Genomic DNA, 15,996 nt, shown 5'->3' with positions numbered 1-15,996 from the left:
CTAGGTGGTTTACACGTAAAAAAATAGGTTTACACGCATGCCTTAGCAAGCCTTGATTTCATGATGTGGCGTAGCTTGCGAAGCAAGCTACGAGTGGTGGGATGTTCATTACAGACAGGCCGGCCGAGGGTAGGCCTATCTGTTTAGGTCGTGGTGGCTTATCGAGCAACCCAGACTTCACCTCCCAAGCGCTGGTAGCGGCGCTCAAAAGCCTCCGAGCCTACCTCCATCACTTGGCAAACCTCCTGCCGCATGTCCTGTTCCTGTAGGAAACCGGTCTGCTTCACATGAGACTGGGTGTTGAAATCCAGTAGATGGATCAGCTCAGCATCGAGCCTTCAGATCTAATCGATGAGGACTTCATCGACCACTGGAAGCCAAGCTTGAAACTCTTCCCCGCTAGAGATTCTCCTAAAGCCTAACGGCGTGGCCATCAAAGTGGCGCCAACGGCTTCCTGGTTAGAATGTGTCTCATCCCAAAGACTATGTTTCTCAACCTCAGCAATTAGATCATCAAACTGCTCAGAGCTTTCAAACCCGATGATTGAAACCTCGAAGCCAGCCACTGAAATAGCTGCGATTAGAGCGGGAGGAACATCGATATCAGGACCGGCATACGCGGTCACCATGCGCCCTCCCAAGTGATCGTTAATTCGCTTTTGCCGCTCGTGCCCCCGATCAAACTGTGGCCCAGGCGCATTCGTGGAGATCGAAAACTTCCCGTCGTCGGTTAATTCAATTTTCCACGCCATGGGTGGATTTTCGCTGAATCGGCCAACAACAGTACGTGCAGGACGGAATGACATCACTGTCTGCTGCTGAAAGCACTGGAGGATTTCAAAGAAAAACAAACCTATTTGTATAGCGCCCACCAGCTCATCGTTAGGGACAAGGACTGGGAAACCACCGTTTCTTCGTCGTAACCGTAAACCTTCCGGGACCAGTATGTAGTCAGCGTGAGCTATGCCATTTCGTATGTCATCCCGGAAAGCGATTTCCAACAACCCTGCTAAGCCTGTCATTCCGATGGCTGTTGCAACCTGTGCCAAGTGTCGAAACATCGCGTTAGCATTGGGTCCGATGACGGCCCGAGGCTCCTTGCGGACGCGCACTAGGCCTTGAAATGGCCAAAGGTTGTAAGCCTTTAATTGCGCGACCCTTAGGGTGTTCAGCAATCCCTCATATACACCCCCAGCTTCTGCAAGATGAGCATAAAGGCAGAGCAGCTGTCGAAGCTCTGAGCGCGTGAGCGGCGTACCTTTAGACCCCAGTGCTTTCAGCTCCTGAAAGACCTCCTGGGCCGTAGCAACAGTACTCCAACCAGCATCTTGCACGCCACGAAACTCGCCAAACATAGCAGCTGCAGTATCGATCTCATTGATCTTCAACGCGTAAGCGTACAGATACGTCAACTGGGTATTGAGTGCTTGCAAATAGGTGCGGGGGTCCATATTTGGCATCCATTGAAATCAGAGAGAACTGGTCAGCAGCACGGACTACTTCGTCTTCAGCATTATCGAAGAAGGAGCTTTTTCACCAAATAGCTTCGCCTCACGTTTTTTCTGAGCCTTTGCCACGCGAGTGCCAACCTCACGAACGATCGTCGGCATGAAAGCCTTGAACACTATCAAAGGTTCGCTCGACGTTTCAGACCAAAGGTCAAAGCGGCCATCGACGATCTTCATAAAAAGGACTGATGCTCTCCAGAAGTCCTTCGGTTGCTGAGCACTCAGCATTGCTCCATACCAGGTCTTCGCCCAAATATTTTTTGCATACCACTCTGACGCAGCTGCATGAGCAGAGCCCACAAAACCTTTGGCTCCGGCGAAGCGGGACAGCACCCCGTCAGCATGCACGCTCTCATCACAAAATCCCGCAATCATAAGCGCAAGCATAGTGTCGCAGGGGCGTTCTGAGGCAAGCAGTTCATCGATATACGTCTGCAGAATTAATACATTCCCTGATAAATGAGCAGCAATGACTTCTTGTGCGATCTCGCTATCGTTACGAGATGATTGAAGCCGCTTTATACATACATCCCGGATCTCAGGAGTTTCTGACCGGCGCCAGAGAGCAATCGCCTCCATTGGGATTTTTGCGATACCAGTGACACGACGTATAATTGGGACTAAAGCCAGGACACGTTCAAGGAGTCTCAGTGCTAACCTGTCACCGAACATAATCGCAACTTGAAGCGCGACATGATAAAGGTTGCGCAGTGCCCGATCTGAGGTAGCCAGAAAAATTTTTATCCAGCGCTGAGCACGATCCACATCCTGTCCGATGATGGCTTGGATACCTTCGAATGTTAGGTCAGATAGTATTAAATCTGCATCTGCGGCCGTGAGTTCTGAAGCAAAGCGCGCATAGCTATCTCCCATACGACGGCGGCGTTCGTTAAACTGCTCATCCGATTCCGCAAGCCGACTCATCTTGGAGGCGAAATCGCTCTCAGTTGTAACCCGCTCCGTTAGCGAGATGAGTGGTGGTGTCGAGTTGGATGAATTTGGCACCTCAGTCTCAATATCGGGCAACTCCACATCGCTTCCATACTCTAAGGCTTTGGCAATTGCGATCTCGACACGGTCAGCAATGTTTCTGACGCTCTCGACAGGCAGCGTTTCTGCGGCAAAACCGTAATGGGAAAGGCTCATGCGATCTAGCGCAGGGCCCACCTCAATCAGCCCGGCACGTAACGCTTTCACCAACACCATAGATCCGTGCCAGTCCTCGAAGCTGCTATCACGGCCACGAGGCTTCGCAGCGCACCAGCCGCTATCGATCACTTCCTGCCATAGAGAGTCGTTATCGCTAGATGCCGCGACGGCGAGCGCTTCGTGGCGAAGTCCCTTAAGTGGTGTCCGGATAAACCCTTTGACAATCATGACCGCCCGCGGAGTCAAGGGCGACTGTGAGTAATGTATTGCGGCAAGAACCGCCGTCTGGGAATGTGTGTTGCCGTCGTTAAGCACGCGCTCCAAGACATGTTCCACTTTTTCTTCGGTGGCCCGATGAACACAGTCCAACAATTCCAGCAGTATCGTATCACCCTGCATATTAGCGATTGCATCTAGCTGCTCGTTCGCGCTGAGATGAGGTAAGGCGATAAGCGTAGAAAACTGAGCGGTTAGGAATTCATCCTTACCGTCATCAGTATCTTTATGAGACGCTGGGCAAGATACTCCGGCGGCCAGGAACCTTGAGGCTTGCTGTTTGGTAAGCCCGGCGCTGTGTCGCATGAGCTCCAAAACACCTTGGCGACGCTCAAATCCTGTACGGTCCAAGACGTCATTCGCGAGCGCGCGGAGTGAGTAAATCGCGTCATCCGATAGGAAACGCGCGATTCCAGAGCGAGCGCTACGGAAAAAGTGACCCTGCTCAGATAGTGCACGGCCGGTTGCGACCTTACCGACATCAAGCTCACGGTACCGTTTGGCAGTCGTCGTAACGTTGTCGGGCATGGTGGAATTTGGATTGCATGGGTCTACTGCGCAATGGTCCTCAATCAGAGACCAACCTTCATGGAGCTTCTGGCCGGGCTTAATCTCATCGAAAATTCTTTCACTTTCGATAGCATCACCGATGTCTCCGGTGCCGTGCAGAATGCCTACACGAGTCCATCTACCCACATCCGAACAGCCCTGCTCCGGTAGTGATTCCAGTTCCTGTAGAAGAGCAGCCCTGGTTTCATGCCAATCTACACGATTGAAGCGCAGCACATGCTCGAATTCTTCGTAGGGTGCTGATAGTGAGTAATGGAGCGCGTAAGAAAATCGCCAACGTAGAAAATAGGGGGCAATTTCGACCAGAGGCATACCAGACAGAAGATACAAAGCAAAATGGCTTAGACTATCAAAGTTGGGATGAGGAGCGATAATGAGGTTTGCCATCATGAACGATCGCTCGGCTTCTGTGATAGCAGCCAGTCGCGCCTGAATTTCAGTTTCAATTTGAGAGCGCTCTTCATCAACCCGCGTGGCGTTGTCCGAACGGATTGACATCCGCATCCGACGAGTGGGTTCGAGCGAATAGTAGGAAAGCCATCGCTTCGTCGATGTCAAGATCTCTTGCCAAACAGTCGGCTGCTCGCGCCGACTCAACAGTGCATGAAGGAGCCAGTCGTTGACACCATTATGCTCATGCGATAAATGCAGGTTTTCAGCAGCTTTCATGAAAGCGACCGGAGCCGATTTGGCAAGTACCGCGAATGCTTCAACTTGGCTGTTAGGTAGATTCTGTAATGTGACTAAATTCTCGATAAGCGCCGGCGGTATCTGAATGCTCGTCTCCTCATCTAAGCAAGCAATTTGCGTGGCGAGCAAAACCACCCTACCCGTCTCATCAAGCGCGCTTATCGGTTCCAAAATTGTGGCTAGTTTGTCCCGCGGGTCACGCCCATTACGCACCTCGCGCTCAAGTTGACCGACCAGGTGAAGCGCGAGCGCGAGATTCAGGCCATTTGGCTTGATCTCGTAGCGAGAACTGGTTCCCTTGACTGAGGAGAAGAACTGACACGACGCCACCGCCTGTAGTTGAGGCTCTTGGACGGCATTGAACAACCGAAGGTCGTCAGTCTCAAAGGCTTTTGCTCGGCTCAATATTGTCGCAGCAAGATCTTTTAGAAGATCGGCAAATTCCTGGGCAGGAAGCGGTGCTGCACCGAGTTGCTGCATCCTGCGCATATGTTCGAACAGGAGCCGCCCGACACTAAGTTCATCCAACAGCTCAATCGCTTTCGCCTGAATTAACTCGATTGCGATTCCTAGCAGCCGCGGATTTCGCACAGATTCGAGCACTTCCGGCCTGACGTTAGCAAAATCAATATCACGGCTTAGCAGTATCTCTTTAACATCCTGGATGGACCACTCAGCCAGCGAGACTGTCTTTGTGTCGCATGGCAACGTGTTTTTGAGATGTGCCCAGTGCTGAGTGCGGGTAGTTAGCACAAGACAACCACCCAAGTCATGGAGATGCAGCGCAGCTCGACCGATCCATCGCCCCCAGTTTGATTTTAAGGTTTGATTGAGGCCATCGACAACCAACGTCAAACGGACAGATCTCGCTGGCAGGTTTGCGCGCCATCCATGAAAGCGTCGCCTCCATCGCTTTATTGCCTGCGGTGTGTCACTGCCGCTTGTCTGGCGGATCAATCTACGGATTAGGAAGCTGTCGAAGTCATCGGATTCATCATCCGTCAAATCCTCTGCGGGACATAGGACAAAAAGCGATTTCGTGAGGGATCGACTCCACCCTTGGATTGCGAGCCAGCTTTTTCCAACACCCTCTTCACCTACAATTGCGTAAATTCGGTTTTGAGGTGCACCTGAGAATGCTTCTGTTAGAACTGCACGCTCCGGCCGGTCAAGCACCCTAAACCCAGTAGGATCAAGCGGGCAAAGTGGTTGACCAAACTCTGCACGCGCTCGGGCCTTGCTTGAGAAGATGCGATTAAGCCACGCTTCGCTCAGAGTCTTGGCATGTCCCAGCCCGACATCATCGGCGAGCGCTTTTCTCAGCACACCCAATCTGCTAGCAAAATCCACATGACGTCCGAAGTAGTCGATCGCATCCACAGCGGGTACAACAAGCACTGCTTCAGGCTTGCCCTTCAGGGCTTGGGCAATCAACTCTTTGGACTTGGAGGCAGCCGCTACTACTGCGATAAGCAGAGATCCCAGATCGTTATTCAACCAGTCCAATACCGCAATTCCGAAACCGTAATTGGCTGCGAATGTGCGAGCATCCTCCACTGTTTGCGAAGCGACCTCGCAAGTAGCGCCTAGAATCCAGAGATCCACCTGGCCGGTATCATCGTTGGCAACGTCAAAAAGCTTTGCCGAGACATCGTTCTTCTGAAGGCCTTCCTTATAACGTTTACCTTCAAAATAAGTGGCACCTCCGTCAAACGCGGAATCACCATCTCGGCCTCGTTGCGTACCTGATTTCGCAAGGCGGAACGATTGCCCTGTAAGCTCCCCCAGAACGATACCCAAAAGCCCCTCGAAGCCCTGTGGCCCGGAAGGGTCAAGTGCAAGTAAAGCGGTCTTAAGAGCTTTCGCGTGTGTCTGATCTGCTGACATATCAACCCCGTGTACCGCACGCTTATGCGCTCAATAGCCAAACCACCACGTTCTGACGTCGAAAAGCCCCTCCTAGGAGGGGCTTGATTTTTCACCGAGTGAAATTCTTCTTAACTACCTTTGAGCCGGCTCGATCCTTACGCAGCATGACCTTTATGCACATGAGGTATTTGGGGTCTCGGATGGTGTACGAGCCCGAACGGTCATTCCTCGACAGCAGTGGCGTACTGCCCGATGCTAGATCGGCAAGGATATTGCCTATACCCATATTTTTTACGGCAGTTTTCGGAAACTCACTTCGTATGACTTTGTCAACGTCGTTCGCATCAAATTGATGCCCGCTGAGTTGAGCGATGCAGTAAATTGCCTGGTTTCTTCGGGCTACGGTGGTATCGCGACTGTTTAGGTGCCCTTCGATTACGGTATAGCACTGCCGCAGACCGCTTAACATCCAAGCTTCATCTGCGAGATCAAGTAGGTCCGAATCGTAGATCCAGTCGTTTTCCTCAATCTCCTCGGCTAACGCTTCGCAGTATTCATGTACGCGTTGTGCTATGCCTAAGGTGATCGACCAGATATGATCGGAAACCTCTATGTACTCGACAGCTTCCATCTTGATCTCAAGCTGTTCGAAGCCTTTTCGAACGATTTCCTGAACCTGTCCAGAATCCAGGCTTCCTACTTTTCGTATCTCTGTTATTCGATTGGAAACAGATTCAGAGTTCTTAGTTTCACGAAAATATTGGAGGACACCGTTCGGAACGCCAACGATCAGGAAGTTTATGTTGCAGTCGGCGTATCGAGTATCATCCAAAAGAATTACTAAGTCTGCAAGCTCTGACATCAACGCCGGCGTGTCAAAAATAGATTCAAGGTTATCTAGGACAATAATCTTTTTTTGATCGACCCCGCCCGGACCGCTGCTTGCTAAGAGCTTGAACGCTCTCAGCAATGGTTCCTCTTGGGCGATGTTGTACATGCCTGTATGCTTCAATCCACCCTTTGCGAAGTATGCGCTTACCTCAGCGGCCTTTTCTTCGTTGTAACCCATCTTGACAGCAGTGCCGGGCTCGATGATGCAGCGGCAAATTTCCTGCGTAAGGGAGTTTGCTCGCGATGCGTTGGCGCAGTTAACGGCGATGTACGGCAGTTTATTCGCAGCTAGCGATTTCTTGAAAAGCCAAGTCTTTCCATTCCCACTTTCTCCGAACAGGAGAGTGTGACTGTGCCGGGCGAACGCTCTGGCGAGGTCTTTCTCCAGTCGCGGGCGGTGCACGTACATGGCTGGATTCAGTTCCCTGCTGCGAGGGGTGAACACCTCGCTTATCGCTTTCCTGCTCATGCTACTCCTGCGCTGTGGTGTGATGGCACCGCAATGCTACTCGTTTTTTGTAGTTCGTGACCATAGGGAAGCAACTGCAGAAGATGGATAGCCAAACTTGGTAGCCACAAGCCGGCGTCACACTTTGATGAGCACCATCGAGTATCGAAGTCTCGACATCCCTGCTCCAAGTGCCAATTAACGTTCTCGATGGTCACCGCTAATGCAGGAGCTCATGCTGCCACGGACAATGATAGATAGGCTCTAATAACTGTGCCTCGCTCGTGCCGACCTAGCTAAGCATTGGCCTCAGGGCGTATAGTTCGTGAGTAACGTCGTCGAGGAAGCTGCCGTGAAACGCACCCTGATTGGGATGGCAGAGGCTGGAGAGCCGCTGTTGCGACAAGCACTTGAGGCACTGCGCCAGTTGCATGAAGCCGAGGATGCGGGTGTTTCCGAGCCTGAAGTGGCGCGTCTTCGGCTACTGGCTGACTCACTCTACCAAGCGGTCATTGATTTTCAGCTGGTTAACGCCGGGCATTCCCCATCGACCATCCATTGAGGCGCAGGCGAATGACGCACAAACCATCGGTAGTTTACCCTGACCATCGAATGTATACAGACGCCGTGGACGCGATGAGGCGATACCACGAAGCCCAAGCCTCCGGCAGTCCTGCCGAGCAAGTCGAGCGGTTGCGAAAAATCGCCGAAGCGCAGTTTCAGGCAGTAAACGACTACCAACTTAAAGCCCTACGATGCGGCGCTCGACAGCCTCATTGATGATGACATCTGGCTGTAGGCCCTATTGACCCATATGCCTGAGCATGAGGTATCCGCAGGACCCTTATGCAGAAGACAACCCACGATCAAGTTCCTGAAAGAAATTCAACGCGCCCACTCGCCGAACGGTGCGTAGGACTCGATGTAGCGGGCGGCAGATTGCACATCACGCCAACCGACATAGGCCATCAATGCCTCGGTGCTCCACTGATTGCGGCTGGCCCAGGTAGCGAAGCCACGACGTAGCGAATGCGCCGAATAGCCCTCGGCCTCGATCCCGCTACGCAATAGAGCCCGGCGCAACAGACGCGACACACTGTTGGCATTAAGTGGCTGCTTGCTGAGATGCCCCCAGCGATCAATGCCACGAAACAGTGGGCCTTTCTCAATACCGCTGAGCGTTAGCCACTGTTCGACGGCTTGTACCGGGCATAGGCGTTTCAGCGCCGGCATGGTCAGATTGCGCCCGCGGTTGTCCCGGTCGGTCTTGCTGCTTGCCAGGAACACGTGCATGCCTACTTCCGTCTCGATCCGCACGTGCTCGGCCTGCAGTCGGCACAGCTCGTCGCCACGAAAGGCGCGCCAGAAACCGAGCAGGATCAGCGCCTGGTCGCGGGCGGCACGCAGTCGAAGTGCGGGTAGTGCACTGTGCATGTCGGCGCTCAAGCCCTCAATGCTGGCTTCCAGCACCTTGAGCTGCAACGCCGGCGCCTGTTTCACCGGCTGCGGGTGCAGCGCCTGGATGCCGCGCAAGGTGTCGCGCACTTGGGCCGCCTTGGTCGGGTCGACAAAACCGCGCTGCTGGTGCCACTGGGCGAGTGCCGCCAGGTGCGTGCGCAACGTACTGGCGGACAGCCGTGCCCCGAAGGCCGCCAGGTAGCGCACCACGCTGACGCTCGACGCCGGCAGCAGCCCGCCCCACTCCCCTTCGAAGTGCTCGATGGCCTGAGCGTAGCGGCGCGCGGTGCTGGCCCGGCGTGCCGCCTGCTGATACCGCTCCGCGTCGCTCACCTGACCTCCCGTGTACCGCGCTTACGCGCCGAATCCCGCTAAAACGCCTGTCAGGTTCAAGAAATCTGCATTCTCGAACGTCAGCTCGTCGGTCCGAAACTCCCAGTCCATATGCCAATCGTACCTGTACGCGCATACTGCTTGTACGGTACGAAATTGTCGGACTCTGCTCATGGCACGCGCAGGCATTAACAAGGCTCTGGTGCAACGGGCACGCGATACCTTACTCGCCCGTGGCGAACACCCAAGCATTGAGGCGGTGCGGGTAGAACTCGGCAATACGGGATCTAAAAGCACCATCCTGCGCTACCTGCAGGAGCTGCAGGCATCCGAACCGCACCCACCGAGCATTCGCCTTGATGACGAGCTGCAGACCTTTATCGGCAGTCTAGCCCAGCGCCTCGCTGCCGATGCCCAGGCGGCCGTCGCCGAGGACCGTGCTCGGCTACAGCGACAGCAAGCGGCCTACGAGCAACAACGCGCGATTGATCAAGCCCGGATGGAACAATTGCAGACAGTCCATCAGGAGTTGGGAGTCGAACGTCAGGCCGCTCAGCGACGTGAGCAGGAACTCAACGAACGCTTGCAAACCGTCGACGGTGAATGTGCGCGCTTAAAGGCGGGCGCACAGCATGCCCAGCAACTCTTGGAAGAACGCACTCAGCAGATCCGTTCCTTAGAAGAAAAGCATAAGCAAGCGCACGAAGCGCTGAGCCACTATCGACAGCAACACCTCCTACAACGTGAACAGGAGCTGCAGCGCCATGAGCGGCAGACCCAGCTCTTGCACCAGGAGGCACGCCACTCCCGCGAACTTCTCATGCGCAAGCAGGAAGAAGTGGCTCAGATCTACCTTGAACTTGAGCGCATCAACGCCGAGCAACAGATGCGCGTGCAGGACTTGCGCCGCCAGGAGCACGAATTGCAGCAGGCACTCATAGACAATGCACGCTTGATGAACGCACTACAAACCGCTGAAGCAGGGCGACAGATTCTGCAGGATGAGATCCAGGCTTTGCGCGCGCGAGCGCACCGCACACTGCTTGAACGACGTGGAGACAAGCAGGCACTGCGGCGAATGACGCTGCAACTCGCGCAACTACATGAGCTCCTCGCCCGGCTGACGACAGTTTGATTGGCTATACGGGTGTCGTGGTGAATCGCAATACCCACTGCCCCGTGCCAACAGCCCGCACCGCCACGTCTACCGGAAACGGCTATCGATTTGCTGGTGTTGCCGCACTTAACTCACAAGAGCAGCCTGTTCCACACCCGTTGTTCAGGTGGTGCTAATACTCTGGTCTCACACTCAGCAGTTAGCAGCTGCGTTGAAGGGCAAGCAAAGCGCTGGCACTGTCGAGCCCACTTTCGACGAAAGGAATCTGGAATTGAGGCCGCGCCCTGTCGCTCACGAAATTGTGAGAGCAACTGCCAGTCATCCGTTACTAGCCACAGCAGCAGCAGTAAGTCTGACTGTGGTCTTTCTATGCCAATAATGGCGCTGAGCCGTCGACCCAGTTGGGCGTAACGCTCGACTAGCTGGTTAAATGCATCTGCATTTTCAGGCCAGCATTGAAGAGCGATGTCGCCAAATTGGCCTGTTCTGATCAACATATCAGTCAACTGATAGATATCGCGGGCAATATTTTTTAAAACAGAATCCACGAGCGCTATGCACAGGTAACGCGTGAAAAATTTAGCAATCCCCAATCGATGATAACGATACTGAGGAGCGTCCCCTCTCAACAACAACACGAAAACACCCAAGCTATCCAAGTTGGGATATGCACGCACCTCACGCATATGGCGTTGCGAATAATACCCAATCGGCGCGTTCTGGATCCTCACCGCGTTGGCGCAGGAGTTCCAAAAAGCTTTGCTTTGGTTCGTCTGGATATCGGACAAGGCGTACCAAATCGGACTGGTGAGACCGTTCAACATTTCTGGCAGCTCGTTCAACAACAGCTTCAACAAATCGGAGCTAGGCAAAGCGCCCTGAAAATAGGCATCCCATTTTCGATTGAGCTGCGTGTCTTCCGTTGGTCCGTGGGTTGCTTCCCACCAACGTGCTAACGCTGGCCCGTTTGGCGCAACGTGGATTTTTGCCGCCAGTGTAAAAATGAAATGCTTGGCCCGGCAGTGCCGTACCAGCCTGTTGTACCCACAGATATCAGTCATCAATCACCAACCTAATTTGCTGGCAGACGTTCCCAGTGAAAACCGGGGTGGAACTTTCTGTACCTGCTGAGACCCTTGTGTTAGAGCCTTAATCCAAAAAATCGATGTATTGTTTTACGGGTTTGGAAAACAGTGAGAATACGCGCAATCTGTTAACACCGAAACAACGCCAGCCATAACGGCGGGCTGGCGTCGAAGGGCCCATCAGGAAAGGATGACATTAAACTGTCAGGCTTCATAATTGCAGATGATTCTAATTGTTATTTGGATCTATATCGTCGGATCTCACATATTCCTGAACTATGGAGGCAGCCATGATCGTTATTCCTGAAGCGTTGATGAAAGAATTTACGCTATCGACGGTGAAGCGAATCGCTCATGGACGCCATGGCCGACGCGTATCATGCTTTCCCTCCCGTAAAAACCACATGGGTGTCATGTGTGACTCCTTGCTTGAAAGCGATTTCTGCCTTGAGTTAGAGCGGCGAAAAGCAGTAAAACAGTACATCTCACAGCCTTTCAAACTTACAGAAAATAAGAGTCGTGCCAGTTATACACCGGACTTTGAAGTATTACTTCATAACAACCAAACTATATTATACGAAGTCAAGAGCGAAAACCGCTTCAAATATGGCCGAAGCGTTGAAAAGCTTGAATTATTCTCTTCCATTTTAAGAGAGTGCGGCTACTCTTTAGAGTTCGCGCTCGACTCAGACATCCGACATATACACAGAACAAGAAACCTTAGGATGCTCTATCATCACTCCTTTACCGTGACCGATAGTGAAGTAGAGAGCTTCAAGCTCAATTTAAAAAAGTGTAGACAGCAGGTCGCTTCCATTACCTCACTTTTATCCAGCGGCTTCGAGCCAAGACTTATTGCTTATGGTTTGTTCTATCAAGTCTTGCATGCGGACCTCAATCATCCATTGACCATCAACTCAGTCGTTAAAGTGGAGACTACTGATGATCACCTTGACTAGTGACCACGATGAGTTTTCTCCAATTATTGGCGAGCACTACAACTATTACGGGCATGCTTTTGAGGTGATGGAAATAGTGGCCGACCGCTACCAGTTGAGAAGCTTAGAGCGTAGCGGGACCATCACTTATCACCGCTACCATCGGCTACAAAAAGCCTGGCAAAAAGGACGTTTTATACGAACACAAGTAGCCCCCCTCAATGGCGAACCCAACAAGATCCTAGCAGGCCTGACCCAGGTTGAACTCAATGCATTTTCGCGACGCAAAAGTTATGTAGACCAAGTATTGGCGCAATTAAATGGCCCGCTCCCTATACGCGAGGTAAAAACCATCATTGCGAGTACCGCCAGCACAATCAATGATCCGACTCCCCCCTGCTACAATACCGTACACAACTGGATCAAGGCATACTTTCGCTCAAACCAAAATCCCATCTCACTGGTTACCCGCTCCATCAGGCGTAAGACACCGCGGTTATTGCGCCAACCTTTTGCTATTCAAGAGATTATTCAACATCACATCAATGAATATTATTTAATTAAAACCCCATTTTCTGGGACAGATATAATTGAGCAGATCCAGGCAGCTGTCGCAGAGACCAATTCTAGACGCCCTGTCAATGATTTATTACTAACTCCCTCGGCAAGCACGCTCCGAAGAATCCTAAATGAATATGACAATTATGAGCTAACCCAGAAGCAACGCGGCAGCAAAGAGGCAAGGAAGCGACATTATTGGGGGATAAAAAATCAACCCCATGTAGAAATGTTAGACTGCGCAGAATGCGACTCGCATCAATTAGATATCCAATTAATAGATGTAAATGGGGGCAGGTGTGGCAGGCCATGGCTTACCTGCCTGATGAATGTTGCCTCGCGACGAGTGCTAGGGTGGAAAATTTCCACGAACAATCCGACCCTTGATTCAACACTTAGCGCACTGAGAAATTCCTTATCTTCTAACAGTTCACGCACTGGCCTGTGTAGAACTTATGTAATTGATAACGGTGCTGAGTTCGTCAAGGAAATGCTCAAAATTATACTTGCCAGCATGGGCAGCACACCCATTTTTTGTGAACCTGAAGAGCCAAATCAAAAGCCGCATATTGAGCGTTTTTTTAGAACGCTTGAAGTTCAACTCATTCACTACATGAGAGGCACGACGTTTTCCAATCCAAAAGAAAAGGGCGACTACAACTCAGAAGCAGAAGCTTGTTACACACTGGATCAACTCGAACACGCGTTTCAGGATTGGCTCGAAAATGTATACCACCAATGCTACCATCGTGAAATTGGAACTTCGCCCGATCTCTATTGGGACAACCATATAAACAACCTATTTCCTCCTCGCCAATTTTCTGACTTAACTCTTAAGCAGATGTTCCTATGTAAAGAAAGTGCATTTGCGGTTAACGGTCGTGTCGGATTCAAAAAGCTACAATGGACCTGCCCCAGCGTTCCTTTTCTCAACCTGTGGAGAGGTCAACGCAAAAAATTAACGATTTATTATGACGTAAGTGACCTCGGGAAAGCATTCGTCTGCCATCCAGACAATCCTGACGAGTTACACACCGTGCACGCTGTAAATCCAGAATACCAAGAAGGGTTATTGTTCAGCACGCACCTTCAGATTCTTGAAAAAATAAAAGAGGAGAAACGTACATTCAATCACTCTATTGCATTGAAGCATCGAGTACGAATTAATCAAAGCATTGTCAAGAAAAACAAGAACAAGGCACGAACTGGCAAGCCCCCTTCATGTCAAAGGTTACCGCCAAAAAACAACGATGTAAACTCCAAACAAGACGGGCTTTTTGAGCCGACCCATTGGGTACGTGCTGAAGATCTCCCTGATGTAATAGCAGCGTGCCCAGCCCCCACTAAATTCAATCCTGAAGAGCAATAACAATGGATGCCGAAATTAAAGATCGACTAGAACGATATAGCCAACAAGTGGTTTTTTTCAAGAACTATCGGAGCAGCTATGCGCTGATTTTGAAAGCTATTGAAACCACTCAACTGCGCGGATCTCCTAATTGCGCTCTAATTACTGGACCTTCAGGCACCGGTAAATCCACCCTACTTAGCTTCACTCAAGCAGCCTACCCCTCAAAACACTACGTTCACCTTAAGCATGATAAGCAATTAATCATCCCAGTAGTCAAATGCACTCTCCCACCTGCTACCACGCCCAAATCTTTAGTGAAAACAATTTTGATAAGCCTGGACTGCGACGAACTTCAGGGCGACACGGTCGACTTGACCCATAGACTTAAAACACTGCTTCGCACCTGCCAAGTCCAGGCAGTACTGATTGATGAATTTCAATTTCTTATTAAGAAAGACGCCTTTAAAACGCAAGAAACGGTGATTAGCTGGCTCGTAAGGCTGCTTGACGAGACAGCGACCCCCTTCATTCTTGTTGGGCGTGACGAAGAGGACACCGAATCTTTATATTACCGCAGTTGTGAAAACCTGATTTACAGACGCGCGGACTTAGCCCGCAGATTTCCTTTTCACGCAAAACTTGATCTGCTTGCTTACAGTGATTTGCAGAATAGCGAATACCAGACTGTACTCACAGAACTGGATGCACAGATGTACGCTATAGGCGAACTTGGGCCTGGCACGCACCTCACGGATCCGGGGATAAGGGAGCGTATCTACCTCGCTTCGTTGGGAAACCTTGAAATTATTAAACTTCTCACTTTCAACGCCCTACAGCTATGCCTCAGCCAAAACCCTAAGGTCCTTTCAGTAGACTTACTAGCAAGATCTTATGCACTGGTTAAGCTTATAAACAATCTTCCCGATCGGCAAAATCCCTTCAGCATGTCCCAATCCGAGTGTTCCAGGCAGGTGAACTAATCATGAAAATATTTCATTACATTCCCGCGCCATACACTGAAGAAAGCCCTTCAAGCCTCTTGCGACGGGTGGCGCTAAACAATGGATTCAGTAGCGTGAACCGTTTTTGCAAAAGAACCAATTTAACAATAGGCGTAGAACTCCTATTGCAGCAAGGTGATTTCCACTCACTTCTTCAGAGAGAATATCCGGAAATTGAGTACCTACCTGCTTTTTACAAAAAGCTACCATTCAAGCCTGGTCACCCGATAGATATAGGTGGATGCGAAGTTCCCGCCGTACAATTGAACTGCCTTGCATCAGGCATTTGCACCGAATGCCTAAAAGTGGGATGGGAACCTAAGGTTAAAGATCTAAGATGCGTAGAATACTGCCCAATCCATATGCGTCGATATCTGTTTTCCTGCCCACACTGTCATATTAAATTCACACCGTTTACCCAGTTGAGCGAATCCTGCGCTTGCGGAGCAAGCCTCGTATGTGAATCGGTCACAGCTGACACAGCTAAACTTGAATTGACTTTAATGTCAATATTAAAAAACAAAGACCAATTAGTTTTGGACAATTTTTTTTTGCGCTTACAAAATTAAAGTACCGCAGCAAAACTTATACGAGTCAAACTAGTCGCATTTTGGCATTGTGCGCGATGGACATAGCTTTCGGCCACATTACTAATGCGTACAACAGACTCAATACAAACTTTCACTACCCAAACCCACTGAACCACAGAGCTATCATAGCCCAACTAACGTACGCATCATACAAGTCTATTCCC

The 15,996-nt window shown here is 51.1% G+C and carries 11 protein-coding genes; 6 read left to right on the top strand and 5 right to left on the bottom strand.

The window, feature by feature from the left end; all coding sequences use genetic code 11:
- Window positions 1-344: 344 nt before the first annotated feature.
- The 3 genes from CAG18_RS07265 to CAG18_RS07245 all read right to left on the bottom strand — a co-directional run bounded on the left by CAG18_RS07265 (window position 345) and on the right by CAG18_RS07245 (window position 7,422).
- Complete coding sequence (locus tag CAG18_RS07265) at window positions 345-1,451, bottom strand: hypothetical protein (RefSeq protein ID WP_085616622.1); 1,107 nt, start codon at window positions 1,449-1,451, stop codon at window positions 345-347.
- 45 nt (window positions 1,452-1,496) lie between these two features.
- Window positions 1,497-6,080 (bottom strand): hypothetical protein, encoded by a 4,584-nt coding sequence (locus CAG18_RS07260; RefSeq protein WP_143492638.1) that lies wholly within the window; start codon window positions 6,078-6,080, stop codon window positions 1,497-1,499.
- A gap of 91 nt (window positions 6,081-6,171) precedes the next feature.
- The gene (locus tag CAG18_RS07245; RefSeq protein WP_085616630.1) at window positions 6,172-7,422 is read right to left on the bottom strand and encodes an AAA family ATPase; all 1,251 of its coding nucleotides are present in this window, start codon (window positions 7,420-7,422) and stop codon (window positions 6,172-6,174) included.
- Between the two features lie 331 nt (window positions 7,423-7,753).
- On the opposite strand from CAG18_RS07245, the gene CAG18_RS07240 reads away from it, so the two are divergent.
- Complete coding sequence (locus tag CAG18_RS07240) at window positions 7,754-7,963, top strand: hypothetical protein (protein WP_085616632.1); 210 nt, start codon at window positions 7,754-7,756, stop codon at window positions 7,961-7,963.
- A gap of 11 nt (window positions 7,964-7,974) precedes the next feature.
- Complete coding sequence (locus tag CAG18_RS27270; protein WP_085616634.1) at window positions 7,975-8,181, top strand: hypothetical protein; 207 nt, start codon at window positions 7,975-7,977, stop codon at window positions 8,179-8,181.
- A gap of 105 nt (window positions 8,182-8,286) precedes the next feature.
- Here CAG18_RS27270 and CAG18_RS07230 read toward each other — a convergent pair whose 3' ends face one another.
- Window positions 8,287-9,192, bottom strand: coding sequence for a site-specific integrase (locus tag CAG18_RS07230; protein ID WP_085616636.1), 906 nt, complete (start codon window positions 9,190-9,192; stop codon window positions 8,287-8,289).
- A 172-nt stretch (window positions 9,193-9,364) separates the two neighbouring features.
- On the opposite strand from CAG18_RS07230, the gene CAG18_RS07225 reads away from it, so the two are divergent.
- The gene (locus tag CAG18_RS07225; protein ID WP_085616638.1) at window positions 9,365-10,327 is read left to right on the top strand and encodes a DNA-binding protein; all 963 of its coding nucleotides are present in this window, start codon (window positions 9,365-9,367) and stop codon (window positions 10,325-10,327) included.
- A 113-nt stretch (window positions 10,328-10,440) separates the two neighbouring features.
- On the opposite strand, the gene CAG18_RS07220 is transcribed toward CAG18_RS07225, so the two are convergent.
- Entirely contained in the window at window positions 10,441-11,370 is a 930-nt protein-coding gene (locus CAG18_RS07220; protein ID WP_143492637.1) for a hypothetical protein, read from the bottom strand.
- Between the two features lie 314 nt (window positions 11,371-11,684).
- On the opposite strand from CAG18_RS07220, the gene CAG18_RS26300 reads away from it, so the two are divergent.
- From CAG18_RS26300 to CAG18_RS07210, 3 genes are read left to right on the top strand one after another with little or no spacing between them, the layout of a single operon-like run.
- Window positions 11,685-12,353, top strand: coding sequence for a hypothetical protein (locus CAG18_RS26300; RefSeq protein WP_143492636.1), 669 nt, complete (start codon window positions 11,685-11,687; stop codon window positions 12,351-12,353).
- On the top strand, window positions 12,337-14,259 hold the full coding sequence (locus CAG18_RS07215) for a DDE-type integrase/transposase/recombinase (RefSeq protein ID WP_085616642.1): 1,923 nt from the start codon (window positions 12,337-12,339) through the stop codon (window positions 14,257-14,259). The genes CAG18_RS26300 and CAG18_RS07215 overlap by 17 nt, the downstream gene beginning before the upstream one ends.
- A gap of 2 nt (window positions 14,260-14,261) precedes the next feature.
- Complete coding sequence (locus CAG18_RS07210; RefSeq protein WP_085616644.1) at window positions 14,262-15,221, top strand: ATP-binding protein; 960 nt, start codon at window positions 14,262-14,264, stop codon at window positions 15,219-15,221.
- The last annotated feature ends 775 nt before the right edge of the window (window positions 15,222-15,996 follow it).

Origin of the sequence: Pseudomonas sp. B22(2017) (assembly GCF_002113105.1) — a bacterium.
In the GTDB taxonomy this organism is placed as follows: Bacteria; Pseudomonadota; Gammaproteobacteria; order Pseudomonadales; family Pseudomonadaceae; genus Aquipseudomonas; species Aquipseudomonas asiatica.
Note: the sequence above shows the minus strand (reverse complement) of the source record. Positions and strands in the feature narration are given on the sequence as shown.